The sequence below is a fragment of the Chryseobacterium sp. 22458 genome, assembly GCF_052044975.1.
In the GTDB taxonomy this organism is placed as follows: domain Bacteria; phylum Bacteroidota; class Bacteroidia; order Flavobacteriales; family Weeksellaceae; genus Chryseobacterium.
This window is the reverse complement of record NZ_JBQEOA010000001.1, coordinates 290,374-304,275: the sequence shown is the minus strand read 5'-3', so window position 1 is coordinate 304,275 and position 13,902 is coordinate 290,374. Positions and strand designations below refer to the sequence as shown.

Annotated in this window: 16 protein-coding genes; 6 read left to right on the top strand and 10 right to left on the bottom strand. The window is 36.3% G+C overall.

Features of this window, described 5'->3' with window-relative positions; genetic code table 11:
• Window positions 1-130 precede the first annotated feature (130 nt).
• The 3 genes from ACTJJF_RS01305 (at window position 131) to ACTJJF_RS01295 (ending at window position 2,129) form a co-directional block, all read left to right on the top strand.
• Entirely contained in the window at window positions 131-676 is a 546-nt protein-coding gene (locus ACTJJF_RS01305) for a hypothetical protein (RefSeq protein WP_312296650.1), read from the top strand.
• 80 nt (window positions 677-756) lie between these two features.
• Window positions 757-1,461, top strand: coding sequence for an ABC transporter ATP-binding protein (locus ACTJJF_RS01300; protein ID WP_312296649.1), 705 nt, complete (start codon window positions 757-759; stop codon window positions 1,459-1,461).
• Window positions 1,462-1,688: 227 nt separating this feature from the next.
• Window positions 1,689-2,129 carry a hypothetical protein gene (locus tag ACTJJF_RS01295; protein WP_440698419.1) on the top strand — a complete coding sequence of 147 codons (441 nt, stop codon included), beginning with the start codon at window positions 1,689-1,691 and terminating at the stop codon, window positions 2,127-2,129.
• Between the two features lie 58 nt (window positions 2,130-2,187).
• Here the strand turns inward: ACTJJF_RS01295 and ACTJJF_RS01290 are convergent, their stop codons facing one another.
• A complete protein-coding gene (locus ACTJJF_RS01290) occupies window positions 2,188-2,988 on the bottom strand; it encodes a patatin-like phospholipase family protein (RefSeq protein ID WP_312296646.1) in 801 nt (266 codons plus the stop codon).
• Window positions 2,989-3,161: 173 nt separating this feature from the next.
• Here ACTJJF_RS01290 and ACTJJF_RS01285 point away from each other — a divergent pair, with 173 nt between their 5' ends.
• Window positions 3,162-3,737 carry a Crp/Fnr family transcriptional regulator gene (locus ACTJJF_RS01285; protein WP_440698418.1) on the top strand — a complete coding sequence of 192 codons (576 nt, stop codon included), beginning with the start codon at window positions 3,162-3,164 and terminating at the stop codon, window positions 3,735-3,737.
• Window positions 3,738-3,808: 71 nt separating this feature from the next.
• Window positions 3,809-4,636, top strand: coding sequence for a hypothetical protein (locus ACTJJF_RS01280; protein WP_440698417.1), 828 nt, complete (start codon window positions 3,809-3,811; stop codon window positions 4,634-4,636).
• Window positions 4,637-4,714: 78 nt separating this feature from the next.
• Here the strand turns inward: ACTJJF_RS01280 and lpdA are convergent, their stop codons facing one another.
• Both lpdA and ACTJJF_RS01270 read right to left on the bottom strand, forming a co-directional pair.
• Window positions 4,715-6,103: a dihydrolipoyl dehydrogenase gene (lpdA, locus tag ACTJJF_RS01275; RefSeq protein ID WP_312296642.1), complete on the bottom strand. Its 1,389-nt coding sequence runs from the start codon at window positions 6,101-6,103 to the stop codon at window positions 4,715-4,717.
• Window positions 6,104-6,328: 225 nt separating this feature from the next.
• Entirely contained in the window at window positions 6,329-6,592 is a 264-nt protein-coding gene (locus ACTJJF_RS01270; protein ID WP_065399692.1) for a hypothetical protein, read from the bottom strand.
• A gap of 354 nt (window positions 6,593-6,946) precedes the next feature.
• Between ACTJJF_RS01270 and ACTJJF_RS01265 the strand changes: the two genes are divergently transcribed.
• Window positions 6,947-7,837 carry a hypothetical protein gene (locus ACTJJF_RS01265; RefSeq protein ID WP_212648929.1) on the top strand — a complete coding sequence of 297 codons (891 nt, stop codon included), beginning with the start codon at window positions 6,947-6,949 and terminating at the stop codon, window positions 7,835-7,837.
• Window positions 7,838-7,891: 54 nt separating this feature from the next.
• On the opposite strand, the gene ACTJJF_RS01260 is transcribed toward ACTJJF_RS01265, so the two are convergent.
• The 7 genes from ACTJJF_RS01260 to ACTJJF_RS01230 all read right to left on the bottom strand — a co-directional run bounded on the left by ACTJJF_RS01260 (window position 7,892) and on the right by ACTJJF_RS01230 (window position 13,871).
• Window positions 7,892-9,328 carry an alpha-L-fucosidase gene (locus ACTJJF_RS01260; protein ID WP_440698416.1) on the bottom strand — a complete coding sequence of 479 codons (1,437 nt, stop codon included), beginning with the start codon at window positions 9,326-9,328 and terminating at the stop codon, window positions 7,892-7,894.
• A 49-nt stretch (window positions 9,329-9,377) separates the two neighbouring features.
• Complete coding sequence (locus ACTJJF_RS01255) at window positions 9,378-10,277, bottom strand: TIGR01777 family oxidoreductase (protein WP_440698415.1); 900 nt, start codon at window positions 10,275-10,277, stop codon at window positions 9,378-9,380.
• Between the two features lie 67 nt (window positions 10,278-10,344).
• Complete coding sequence (locus tag ACTJJF_RS01250; protein ID WP_440698414.1) at window positions 10,345-11,049, bottom strand: YqjF family protein; 705 nt, start codon at window positions 11,047-11,049, stop codon at window positions 10,345-10,347.
• A gap of 18 nt (window positions 11,050-11,067) precedes the next feature.
• Window positions 11,068-11,544 (bottom strand): SRPBCC family protein, encoded by a 477-nt coding sequence (locus tag ACTJJF_RS01245; protein WP_440698413.1) that lies wholly within the window; start codon window positions 11,542-11,544, stop codon window positions 11,068-11,070.
• A gap of 147 nt (window positions 11,545-11,691) precedes the next feature.
• Window positions 11,692-12,354 carry a methyltransferase domain-containing protein gene (locus ACTJJF_RS01240; protein ID WP_440698412.1) on the bottom strand — a complete coding sequence of 221 codons (663 nt, stop codon included), beginning with the start codon at window positions 12,352-12,354 and terminating at the stop codon, window positions 11,692-11,694.
• On the bottom strand, window positions 12,347-13,291 hold the full coding sequence (locus tag ACTJJF_RS01235) for a hypothetical protein (protein ID WP_440698411.1): 945 nt from the start codon (window positions 13,289-13,291) through the stop codon (window positions 12,347-12,349). Before ACTJJF_RS01235 ends, ACTJJF_RS01240 begins: the two co-directional genes overlap by 8 nt.
• Window positions 13,292-13,367: 76 nt before the next feature.
• Entirely contained in the window at window positions 13,368-13,871 is a 504-nt protein-coding gene (locus ACTJJF_RS01230; protein WP_312296631.1) for a GbsR/MarR family transcriptional regulator, read from the bottom strand.
• Between the last annotated feature and the right edge of the window lie 31 nt (window positions 13,872-13,902).

Genomic DNA, 13,902 nt, shown 5'->3' with positions numbered 1-13,902 from the left:
GCATTCGCATATCTTCCTTTATAAATATTAAAAAAAAGTATTACTTTTGCTTTAGATTAATAAAATTGTTTTAACTTATTTTATTAATAAATTTATGTGCACCAATTTATAAAACATTAAAATTCATTCCATGAGAAAAATAATTCTACTTATTACATGTATGTTCAGTATTTCAGTTTTCTCACAGATTAAAGTGTTGAAAAATGAAAGTTTGGTAGAAATTGGTAAAGATAATTCCGTTGGTCTATATAAAAAGGAAGATAAATTTACAATCAATTACCAGGATCTGAATACCAGCAACCTGAATACAATCCGGTCTTTTTCATTCCAAAATCTGAACGGGGATGTATCTGGCCTGTATAAACTCATTATGGATGGTTTTATATCAGCCGCTGATGAAAATATCATTCTGGAGCTTCCCAACGATATTATCGAACTTCATTATGAAAAAAATTATGGTCAGCAGACCGTACAGTTTATTCAGGTGATCAATAAAAACCGGAAATACATCGGAAAATCGCAGTTTTTAACCAGAAAACAGGTTGATAAAATCTTTGGGAGAACCAACGGAAAGTATGCTCTGTATGACAAACAGACTACGGTTCCGAATAAGGCAGCTTCAACTGCTTCTACAGCAACTCCAGCATCCGGAAACGGAAAAAAAGCAAGAAAATAATCATAATTTATAAATATTACGAAACTCATTCCATTGAATGAGTTTTTTTATTTTATTTTTGCAGAAAGACATTATAACTTATGCCGCTTCAGATAATCAATCTAACCAAAAAATTTGGTGAACAGACTGCCTTGGATACGATCAATATTTCTATCGATAAAAATGAGATCATCGGTCTTCTTGGTCCGAACGGAGCAGGAAAATCTACCCTGATGAAATCTATTGTCGGTGCATTGAAAGTGGATCAGGGAGAGATCATCTTTAACGGGTTGAATATTTCAGACCATCAGATTGAAAGCAAGAAAAAAATAGGATTTCTGCCGGAAAATAATCCTCTTTATCTGGAAATGTATGTAAAAGAATACCTTCAGTTTGTAGCCAATATTCATAAAATCTCTGAATCCAGAGTAGATGAGGTGATTGAGCTGGTAGGCATTACTCCTGAAAAATCAAAAAAAATAGGTCAGCTTTCCAAAGGATATAAGCAGCGTGTAGGACTGGCACAGGCCATCATTCATCAGCCGGATCTTTTAATTCTGGATGAACCAACGAACGGGCTGGATCCCAATCAGATCCTTGAGATCAGAAATGTAGTGAAAGAAATAGGCCAGCAGAAAACGGTTTTACTTTCCACACATATAATGCAGGAAGTAGAAGCACTTTGCTCACGGGTTATTCTGATACATAAAGGAAATATTCTGCAGGATTGCCCTATTGATGAATTTAAAGGGAAGTTCAATAGTCTGGAAGAGGCCTTTGCAAGTTATACAGCAACGCAAAAATAAAGAGATCATTTTAAAACTCAGATATTAAAAATAATCTTTAAACCATTAAGAAGGATGAAGATATTAAGTTGAGTTAAGGCAAAATAATTTTTTTTAGCTTTCTTTTTAATGTGAAACGTCTTAATATTCTTATTGGTTTAATCGCTTACACTGCCAATAATATTAAAAAGGCTACATAATGGCGTTATATTTGATGAGGTTTGACCGTTAACCAATAACCACTCAATATGATCAAGCATATTTTATTAGGAGCTTTTTGTTTAGCTCAGTTTTCTTTCGCTTCTGCTAAAGAAATTCCCAATCATCCGCAAACCGGAAACATGATAACATCTTCTGCGCTTCAGCAGGTACCAAAGACTGTTATTATCAAAACCAAAAAATTCAAGATAAGAATAGATAAGCAACCGAACGGTAAATATCTGTACCAATCCTGGAATGCCAATGCAAGCCTTACCACCAAGCCAAGTATGATCATCAGCGACGGTGAACTTGTTCCTGACGGGACAGGAGGTAACTATTATATTGCTTTCAATAATGAAGGCTATACTTATCAGGTTTGGAGAAATTACCTTACAGATTATGGTAAAAAAGCGCCTTACACCCTGACCGTTAATGATCCCAATGACCGTGAAATTCTAAGTCAGGACGGATATGTCGTAAAAAAATAAGCTGAATAACACTGAAAAAAATAAAATCCTGTACACTATTTGTACAGGGTTTCTTTTTTTATGTTCCGGATTGTCTGAGCTGTGTAAGGAAACGGCTGGATTCATAACTTTCTTTAGCTGCTTTATACCCGATGTTGAAGATTTCTTCCAGGCGTTCTTTCTTGCGTTCAAAAGTTCCGTAAGAAGATAATTTCTGAGAAGAAATGAACCAGTCACAATAATCAAATTTCCCACGTTCGATCCTGTAGGAAAGAAGATCGTAAGAGCGTGATACTATTGCTTTGATGGAATTCAGGTCTTTAATCTTTGCTTCGTTTGGCGGCGATACAAAAACGCCTATCAGCCTGTCACACTCGTCCCTGATGATATCTGCCGGAAAATTGTTCAGAACTCCCCCATCACAATACATTTCGTCACCAATGATGTAAGGTGTGGTAATGCCCGGAATGGAACAGGATGCAATGATGGCATCTACGATTTCAAAATCTTTGTCGAAAATCTTCTGGGTTCCGGAAACCAATTCTGTAGCTACTATTTTCACCTCTATATCCAGATCACCCAATTTCATATCATGAAAAACAGGCTTAAGATAATTTCTGAAAATAATGGAAGAAACCAACCCCGGCTGATTGAATGTAAAATGTTTCCAGTTGAAAAAATACACCGAATTGAAAAATTCCAGAATCTCATCGGGAGTTTTTCCTATAGCATGCAGGCAGCCTACAATAGATCCGGCACTGCAGCAGGAAAGGATATCAATTTCAATATTTTTTTCCTCTAAGAATTTTAATACTCCTGCATGGGCGATTCCTTTGGTACCGCCTCCTGATAAAACAAGTCCTACTTTCTCAAAATTCATTGAATAAATTTAAGAAAACAGGTTGATATAATCGGATTAATTTTTATAAATATCTTTATTTTAAAGTTATTTTAATATCCATCATGAATTTATTGTTCATATTTGCTCTAAATTCTGATATAAAATATAACCATGTAAGAATAACTTCTATAATCAGATTTATAGCTACATATATGGATGAAATCTATTTATACTTACAAACTCATTTTGGCACCACCCATGAAGATTGGGAGATAATAGCTTCTAAAATGTTTGTTCAGCAATTTAAAAAAAAGGAAATTATCCTACATCCGGGTGGCCAGGAAGATCATCTTTCATTTTTATCAAAAGGAGTATTAAGATTCTTTATCCCGACGGATGAAAATAAAGAAACGGATATTACGTATGATTTTATGTTTGAAAAAAAATTTGCGTGTGCCGACGAATCCTTTATTACCAGAACACCTTCCCTATATGGGATTGAGGCATTGACAGATGTATTACTTTACCGGTTTACCTATAAGGATCTTCAGGATATCTATAAAAAAACAAAAGGCGCTGAACGCATTGGAAGAATAGCTCATCAGAATATGTTTTTGGAGCGTTCTCAAAGGCTTCACTCTTTCCTAAGGTATTCAGCCAAAGAGAGATACCAAAATTTATTTAAAGAAAATCCTATTCTGATTAAACAGATCCCTCAAAAATATATTGCTTCTTATCTTGGAATTACACCTCAGGCTTTAAGCAGAATCAGAAGGCAGATTTATTAACATTTGTTCATTGTTTAATCAATAAGGGTCATCTAATTTTGCTCCCGTTTAATCAAACTAACAAAAAACACATGACATTATTGAAATTAAAACATTTTGCAGCTTCTTTTATTTTTATGAGTACTTCCATGTTCGGACAGGTAGGGATAAATACAGCAAATCCTCTGGGTACCTTCCATGTAGACGGAGGAAAAAACAACCCAACATCCGGATCTCCGTCAACCACCCAATTATCAGATGATTTTATTGTTGCAAAGACAGGAAATGTAGGCTTTGGTGTACTTTCCCCCTCTGTAAAAGTAGATATATCTACTTCAGGAACTGCAGCCTCACCTCTTCCGGGGATTAAAATAAATGATGGGCTACAAGGAAAAAATAAAGTACTCACATCTGACGAAAATGGTATAGGAACATGGAAGAGACAAAGCTTAGAGCTTGTAGTAGGAACCATGGGGAACGGATATAATCTTCCTTTTTTATATGATTACAATTATCATCAGACAGGGTCCAATATTGTGCTGCCTCCTGGAAAATGGCTTGTTACCGTAAATTTATTATCCGTAAATAATAATAATTCTGTATTAAATTCTGATGATTATATTTGGTTCAGATCTACATTTTCAGATTCTCAATTTTTCACTGATAAAAGTGCTGACATTCAAGGAAGTGCTGATAAAGTCAGTGGTATGCTGCAGGGGCCTGTTCCTTCAGGAGCACTAAAATATAATATTGCCAACGGCCAGGTTCTTATCAACAACAGTTCCGGCATCAGTAAAACTTATTGGCTCATTGTTGGAAACTCAGAAGTGATAGGAACTCCATCGTCTTCTGTTTATTTAGATCGTTTGGGAGGGGCAAACTGGGGAGAAAATATGATATCTGCAGTTCCGATACAATAAATAAGCTCATATTTCGATCAGTATCAACAAAAAGCCCGGAAAAAATCCGGGCTTTCTTATATAATTTTGTATTTCAGATTAGATGTGGATCACCTCACCGTAAGCAGCAGCAGCAGCTTCCATAATCGCTTCAGAAACTGTTGGGTGCGGGTGGATAGATTTGATGATCTCATGACCTGTAGTTTCCAGTTTTCTGGCTACAACAGCTTCTGCAACCATATCTGTTACACCTTCACCGATCATATGGCATCCTAACCATTCACCGTATTTAGCATCAAAAATTACTTTGATAAATCCGTCTGTATTTCCGTTTGCCGTAGCTTTACCACTTGCAGAAAGAGGGAATTTACCTACTTTGATTTCGTATCCTTTTTCTTTAGCCTGTTTTTCTGTAAGACCTACAGAAGCTACTTCAGGGTGGCAGTAAGTACATCCAGGGATGTTGCCGTAGTCAATTTTCTCAACGTGCATTCCTTTGATTTTCTCAACACAAGTGATTCCTTCAGCAGAAGCAACGTGAGCCAGTGCCTGAGTAGGGATGATATCACCGATTGCATAGTAACCAGGTACTGAAGTTTCATACCATTCGTTTACCAATACTCTTCCTTTGTCTGTCTGGATTCCTACTTCTTCTAAACCGATGTTTTCGATGTTGGCAGCAATACCTACAGCAGATAACAGGATATCAGCTTCAAGGGTGATGTTCCCGTTAGCAGTTTTAACGTTAGCTTTTACGCCTTCTCCTGTTGTGTCTACGCTTTCTACAGAAGCGTTTGTCATGATTTCGATTCCTGACTTTTTCAAAGATTTCTCAAGGTGCTTAGAGATTTCTTCATCTTCTACAGGAACGATGTTTGGCATAAATTCAACAACAGTTACTTTCGTTCCCATTGTGTTATAAAAATCAGCAAATTCTACCCCGATAGCTCCTGAACCTACAACGATCATGGATTTCGGCTGCTCAGGAAGAGATAATGCCTGTCTGTATCCGATTACTTTTTTACCATCCTGCGGTAAATTCGGTAATTCTCTTGAACGGGCTCCTGTAGCGATAATGATATGAGTACCTGTATATTCAGTTACTTTACCGTCTTTATCTGTCACAGAAACTTTTTTACCTTTCTGTACTTTTGCAGTACCAAGAATTACGTCAATCTTATTCTTTTTCATTAAGAATTCGATTCCTTTGCTCATTTTGCTGGCAACACCACGGCTTCTCTGGATTACATTCGGGAATTCAAAGCTTGCCTCTACTTTATTCAAACCATAATCTTCAGCATGGTTGATATAATGAAAAACCTGAGCAGATTTCAATAAAGCTTTAGTTGGAATACATCCCCAGTTAAGGCAGATTCCCCCTAAATTTTCCTTCTCGATAATTGCGGTTTTGAAACCCAATTGAGCTGCTCTGATCGCAGTAACGTATCCACCAGGACCACTTCCAATGACAATAATATCGTAATTCATTACTTTAAAAATTTTTATGCGAATTTAAGGAAAAATATTGGATGTTTCATGTTTCTTCAGATTGATCTCAAAATGCACCGACGAAGCTATTTTATTCAATTTTAAATAAAAAAGAGAACACAAAAAGCATTCTCTTTCAATAAATCTTATTTTGTAATGAAAATTTATCAAATTCCAAAATATAAAAAACGGTTTTCTAATTTCAATAACTGCAAAAATTATGTATTATTTTGCCTGTCTTAGTAATCGTTTTTCTGCCGCATATCTTTCATTCAAGGCTTTCATCTGATCTCTTTTCATCTGCTTGGTAGCAAGAGGATGATTAAGGATGAGTTTTTTTTCAGTATTGTATTTTTTGGTGAGCTCCTGCATTTTAATATTCACCAACTCACTTTTTGAAGGATGCGGAGGAGCCGGCGGTCGTTTCTGAGCTGATACATTCATTGATAAACCTAATAGCAATAGTGTTGATATTAAAAACTTTTTCATGATGTTTATATTTTTGAATGAATTCAACGGATTGGTCATGATCTCATTTCATTCATTCAGGTTCAGTGATTAATCTGCATATTTCATACCAAGATTTTTCAAAAACTCAAAATACGATACATAAATGATTGATGAATGGGTATGTTTACAAGATCAGCAAAAGTTTATGGATGGTCATGACGATTAAGAAGTTACATCTTACCGAAAATTTCAGGGCCATCTGCTGTTTCGCTTAATCCTTCATCTTTTCCAATATCACGACCATGTGATTTTATAAAATAAGTGTATAATTTATTATTTATTAAGTTATATTTAGAATATTTTTTTATATTTTTGTTTAACAAATAGAATAGTATGAAAAAATACCTCTCGATTCTCTTATTCGGAGCTTTATCCCTCAATGCACAAGTAGGAATTAATACTACTACTCCGAATAGTACCTTGGCAGTCAACGGTTCCCTGAGAGCAGGCTACACCCAGGTTACAGCCACCAGCTATAATATTCTGGCTAATGATCATTATATTACCTACAATGGAACAGCTAATGCAACTTTTACGCTTCCTGTGATCGGAACAGGTACTTCAAGTTATACGGGAAGGATCTACAAGATCAAAAATATTTCGGCTTCCAGTATTACGCTTCAGGCTTCAAGTGGAAACACCCTCCGAATTGATAATACACCGGTTGCTTCTTTTGTAATTCCTACCGGGGCTTATGCAGAGGTAGTCAACAACAGCAATACCACAGGCGGCACCTGGGATATGTCTTTTACTGTACTTCCCAAACCCAGCAATGTGGAAATTTATGGTGCCCAGCTTGCAATACCGCCACATAATGGAGCGAGCCCGGGAGTGACAGACTGGACACTGCATGCCAATACTTCTTTTGATACAGGAACAGGAGCCGATGCATGGTGGATTATCAGCAAATCCTCTGTCAATAGTGCATTCGGCAGAACTACCGATACGTCCGGTTTTACCAATAGCAGCAGAATGACATTGGTTTATGAATATCAGGGTGCACCATTCAATGTAACCAATATGTACCCTATTCTTACGGCAGGAAATAACTCAAGTTACCCTGATGTGTTTACCGCTTCCTTTGTAAGCCTTGCCAATGTAGGGGGGAAAACAAGACTTACGGTATCGGTTGCCCGTGTAGATTTTATGGGAACTAATGGGACCAATAACAGTAACTGGGCCGGTACATTCCTACTAAACGTATTGCTGGCAAGAAAATACTAAAGATTTTAAAAACTATATTTTTTTAGTAAGAGCGGATCTATTTCTGCTCTTTTTTTATTGTTTCAATTGAATTACGGCAGCATATTTAAGGTTTTCCCTGTTCTCAGGAAACTGTACTGTAATGCTATTTCCAGATTTCTTCCAGTGAACCTTGGAAAGTCCTAAAACGTTCAGTGATTTTGGGTTAAATTTTTCAGGGAGTATAAAGGTTAATTCTGAAGGGGCCTGATATTCTGATTTTTCGTTAAGATGAAAAACATTCAGAGTATTCCCGTCTTTGCTTTGGGTATAATAAAAATTCCCTTCATGATAAGGGGCTACAGTTCTTGTTGAAAATACGGCAGACTGATTCTGATCCATCCAGCCTGAAATCTCTTTTAATCTTTCATATACTATGGCATCATAGTCACCATCAGGGCCGGGCGCAATATTCATCAGATAATTCCCGCCTCTTGAAATGATTTTCACCAATGTTTCAATGATTTTTTGAGAGGTTTTATAATGATCGCCGGGAACGTAAGAGAAAGAATCTCCCATGGTGATACAGCTTTCCCACGGAATGGAAAGTGCATGCTCAGGAACTGCCTGTTCAGGTGTCACATAATTTTCCCATTTTCCGGGAACGGTACGGTCTACGATAATGATTCCCGGCTGATTTTTCCTGGCCATTGTACCTATTTTATCCATATCGATATCCTGCTCTGTTTTGATAGTGCGCTGCCATTCTACTTTGGGATCAATGGTATGAAAAGGACGTACCCAGCCTCCATCCAGCCAGAGAATGTCAATTTTACCATAGTTGGAGGTAATTTCATTCAGCTGATTGAATGTGAATTTTTTAAAGTTTTCCCATCGTTCAGGATATTTTTTAGGATCATAATTAACGTTTCTGTCTTTCGGAGGGAAGTAAGGCCACCAGTAATCATCGGAATGCCAGTCCGGCTTTGAAAAATAAGCCCCGATTTTAAAACCTTCTTTTCTAAACGTACTAAAAATTTCTTTCGTTACATCAGCCTTTGGATTTTTGGAAAAGGGTGTTTTTGAAGACGTGATTTTATAATCAGATTCTTTGGTGTCAAACATGGCAAAGCCATCATGGTGCTTCGTGGTAAAGACAACGTACTTCATTCCTGCTTTTTTCACCGCATCGGCCCATTTCTGTGGATTGAACCGGACAGGGTTAAAGGAAGTCTGAAGGTTTTCATAGTTCTTTACATATTCATCATAGGATTTTCCGTGTTCAGGCTTTCTTTGCGTCCAGGATTCATCTTCCGGGCAAAGGCTCCAGCTTTCAACAATTCCCCACTGGCTATATGTTCCCCAATGCATAAACAGACCGAACTTCAGATCCTGCCATTGTTCCAGATTCTGAACGACAAGGGGATCTGCAGGTTTCTGATATCCCTCAGATACATTATGTGCCTGAGAGAGCAGTGCTGAACCTGTAAGAAATGATAAAAAAAGTAAGCTCGCTTTTGTCCTGATTAGCATAGAAAGTAGTTTCTGCTAATTTAATTATCCTGCGGTTAATTAACAAATATCAGGATTTTAACAGATTATCAAGGGCTTCATCGAAGGTGTAATACGAGAATTTAAATCCGCTTTTAAGGAGATTTTCAGGATATACATTACGGCTTTTCAACAGTAATTCGGTTTCTGTTTTCAGGAATATGGAGGCTATTTCCAGCTGCCATACGGGCGCATTCAACCCGAAAGGAACTTTCAGTTTTTTTCTTAATTTTTCCATCATTACGGAATTGGATAAAGGAGCCGGAGCCGTCACATTCATTGCTCCTGATATATTTTCATGCTGAATGATCCACTCTACAGCTTTACAAAAGTCATCAATATGGATCCAACTTACCATCTGATTGCCTCTCCCCTGCTTCCCTCCTAAACCCAGCTTAGTAATCATCCGCAGTTTTGGAAAAGCACCGCCGTTATTCCCCAGAACAATAGAAGTACGCAGGGCTATTTTTCTTACTTTCCGGTTATTGATTTTAAAAAATTCTTTCTCCCAGCTTTTGCAGATATTCATTGAGAAATCATCCCCGATAATACCGTTTTCTTCTGTGTTAAGATGCTTTTCGGAATGTACATAAATGGTTGCAGAACTTGCATTCAGCCAGATACCAGGTGGGTTCATGCATTGATCTACCGCTTCCTGTAATACTTTTGTGCTATCAATTCTTGAAGTATAGATCTCCTGTTTATTTTTTTCATGATACCTGCAGTCCACGGATTTCCCTGTCAGATTGATCAGAACATCTGCTTCTTCAAGAGCAGACTTCCATTCGCCTATTGTTCCGGCGTCCCAATAAATTTCATTTTCTCTTTCAGGCTTACGGGTCAGAATGTATACCTGATTTCCTTTTTCTGTAAAGTATTTCTCCAGGTTTTTACCGAGAAATCCGGTGCCTCCGGCGATGAGTATTTTCATTGTATTGGTTTTTTGTTTTAATAGGTTGCGGATTTCAAATCCGGAGTTTGAGGATGGTTTAAGTGTATCAGATCAAATACTTTTTGGTTCTTACCTCTATTTCAGAGCCTTCGGCCAGCATTACAGAAACCGGCTCCTGACTGTCCAGAGATTCGAAATCTTTTCCGTAGATATTGCCGAAGTGAATGTCAAGTTTATAATCTTTAATCAGATAGTATTTCCATTTGGGATGGCATACTTCATATTCTGAAGTTTTATTTTCATTTTTGGTAAAGCCCCAGTAATGCTCGGTGATAAACTCAAACTCTGAATTGGCTTCCATTGTCTGTGCTTTACTTTCCGCAGTAATCTGAAGAGTGTGCCAGCTTTTATCTTTCCAGGAATAGCTGATCAGCAGTTCATCTTCTTTTTCATGAATAAGATTCCTCATCGGCATGGTATGGTAATTTTCTTTGTAAATGGAATTGGCTACGAAGCTTAAAGCAGGCTTGGGAACGATTTCCTTAATAAACACCACGCCTCTTTTCCAGATACCATTTTCTTTTTTCTTTACATAAAATCTTAAGTTCACTTCTTCAAAATTTCGGTGAAAAGGAATAGGTAGTCCCAGTAGTCTGGTATTTAAAAACATGAATCCAACCAGGCTTACATAGCATTTGCCTTTATAAAAATCGAGTTCTGTACCTTCAGGAAGGTATTGTAATAATAGATCGGGATTGATTTCGTAATTGATAATGGCTAATTTTCTCCATTCTGCTTTTAAAAAGTTCATAATTGAATGTTTTGGAGGTTAAAAAATGGCTATTCCGTCACGGACAGAAGATTCTGCAATGGTTTTGATCATTTCATTTCTTCGGATCAGAAAGTTTTTGAGATACCCTCTGAGAAAAACAGCATTAAATAGTTTTCCAATGATGCCCAGCGGAGATTCAAATTCAAAAATATCTGTCATCAGGGTATTTCCGTTTACAGATTTAAAAATATGTCGGTGACGCATAGATTTGAAAGCTCCTTTCAGCATGACATCAATGAATTGAACAGGTTTTTCCATGCTGATAATTTTGGTGGTAAGGGTTTGATAGACTCCTAAATGTTTTGCTCTCCAGGTCACTGTTTCATTTTCTTCGATCAGGCCTGATGTACGTCCTGCAATCGCTTTCTCGTGAGTTCGTGAGGTGGATTGCTGATGGAGATCGATATTTCTTGCCAAATCAAAAACATAGTGAATATCTGCTTTGATGACTGTATTTAAATAGATGATTGACATTTTTTTTAATGTTTTAAATTTTATAGTTTAAAGTGATCCTTTTCGTCTGAAATAAATAATCAGGAATAAGTGAATGATTAAATTTTTCATAATTATTATTCATTTAAAATTTTCAGTAATTTTTGGAATATGGTTTCAAATAAAAAATCAGTTTCTTTTCACATGAAGAATTTCAACCAGATCCAGATATCTTTTGTGCGATATGATGGTAAGTCCGTTTCTGATAAACTGGTCTTTAAGATCTTCCAGGCTTTCATTTTTATTGATATAATGGAACAATTTTCCAAATTCGTTTCCAAAAACCTTTGTCACAAGAACTTCTATATACCATTTCACACAACTTAATCTCCACTTTGTTTTGGGTTTTACAAATTCTACGATGATAATTTCACCTTTCTCATTAATAATATTTGAAAGTCTATCTGCAAAAATCGGTTTCTGATCTTCTTCTATCGTCTTTGTCCCGTAAGAGCAAAGGATAACGTCCATAGAATGATCGGGAATCTGGCTTTCGAAAAAATCGTTCCGAATCTGTTGTACTGACAATTTGTTTTTGAATGTTGCAGCCAGTTTCATGTGCATTGCTGATGAGAAATCCAGTGCTACAATTTCTGTATTATCATTGTGAGCCTGTATAAATTCTAAATTTTCTCCCTGCCCGCTCATCAGATCCAGAACTCTTTTATCTCCGTAGCTTTTCACCTTTTGAACAGCCATTTTCCTAAACAGTCTGGTAAACCCTAAAGATGCAATTTCATTAATATAATATCTGGGTTGCAGGTTGTCAAAATATTGTTGCAGATTATTCATTTTCAGATTGTGTTTTTATAGATTGCAATACATGGCTTTGCATTTTATCGATGATATATCCTGACCATTTTTTCCAATACCAGGTAGGGGCAATTTTGTAACTGTATTTTGTTTTTGCAACTATCTTTGTTTTATTTTCTGATAGCTTGTCTAAAGTAATTTCACCATACTTTACAATAAAATAATCATGTAAATGTTTAGCATCAATATCTTCATAAGGTGTTATTTCTTTCATTGGAACAGTCTGATTTTCCAAAGAGAATTTAACTTTTTTATTTTCTATAAATTCATTGATATTAAGTTGTAATTCATCATTATTGGTCTGACAGCTGTAGCCCAATTTTCCGTTTTCATTAACAAGTTTTATATTCTTTGGATAGCTGACTCCTTTTTCAAACAGGATAAAATCAGGCGTATCGAAATTGATTTGTGTATTTAAAAGTTTCCATACTTTTTCATTGGAAGAATTCACAATCATTTCTGTTGTAATAGTTTCCTCAATGGGTTTTGTATAGGTATCAAAAATATAAGATGCGGGATTGATAAAAAGAATAAATGCTATAACGCTTCCCATATGTCTTTTTTCGTCAAATACTCCTATGATAAAACCAATATTGAAGCCTACGAACATGGCTAAGCCAATAAATGGAATGGCCATAATAATACAAATAGCTCCTTCCACACCAGCTCCTATTAAAATAAGAGAGAAAATGACTAATCCCAAGACTATTTTTAAGATTGTCTTCAAAACATTCATTAATCCGATTTTTTTAAAATACTTTACATACCCAATGATAAAGCCAATAGAAACCGGAATGGTGAAGAATATTGTCACTCCATATTCACCTTTGGCAACGAGAAAAAACCAGACTGCAACAATTAAAACAACAGTCAGAAAGAGACTTAAATAGAGATGACGTTTAAAAAAATTCTTCATGATATTATAAGTTTTATATTTTCAGTAATTTTTGAAAGTTTAATTGAAATAAAAAAGGATTTTCATCCTCTTTGTTCTATTTCAGCAGGTTGGTAATCTTCCCTACCAGCCAGTGATCATCACTTTTTATGGCCAGATCCATTATATTATTGATCTTTCCGGTGACGGAACTGAAATCATTCATCAGTTTAATAAATTCTTTTGCTTCTTCGGAATCTTTATCATCAATATTCTTCAATTCTTCCAGGAAAGAAATAACAGGTTCTATTTCTCTTTTTCTGCGCTCTTTGGTGATCTGCTTGAAAAGATACCAGACATCTTTTTCTGCTACGAAGTATTCTTTTCGATCTCCTTTTATGAATTCTTTTCTTACAATTCCCCAATCTATCAGGGCTCTGAGGTTCATGTTGGCATTTCCTCTTGAAATTTCCAGTTCTTCCATGACCTCATCTGTAGAAAGCGGCTTACCACTTGCCAGAAGCAATGCATGCACCTGTGCCATCGTCCGGTTGATTCCCCAATTCGTTGCAAAGGTTCCCCATGTTTGAATGTACTTTTCTTTTGCTTCTGAAAGCTGCATTTTGTTTTACTTTTAGGTTTCTGATACAAAT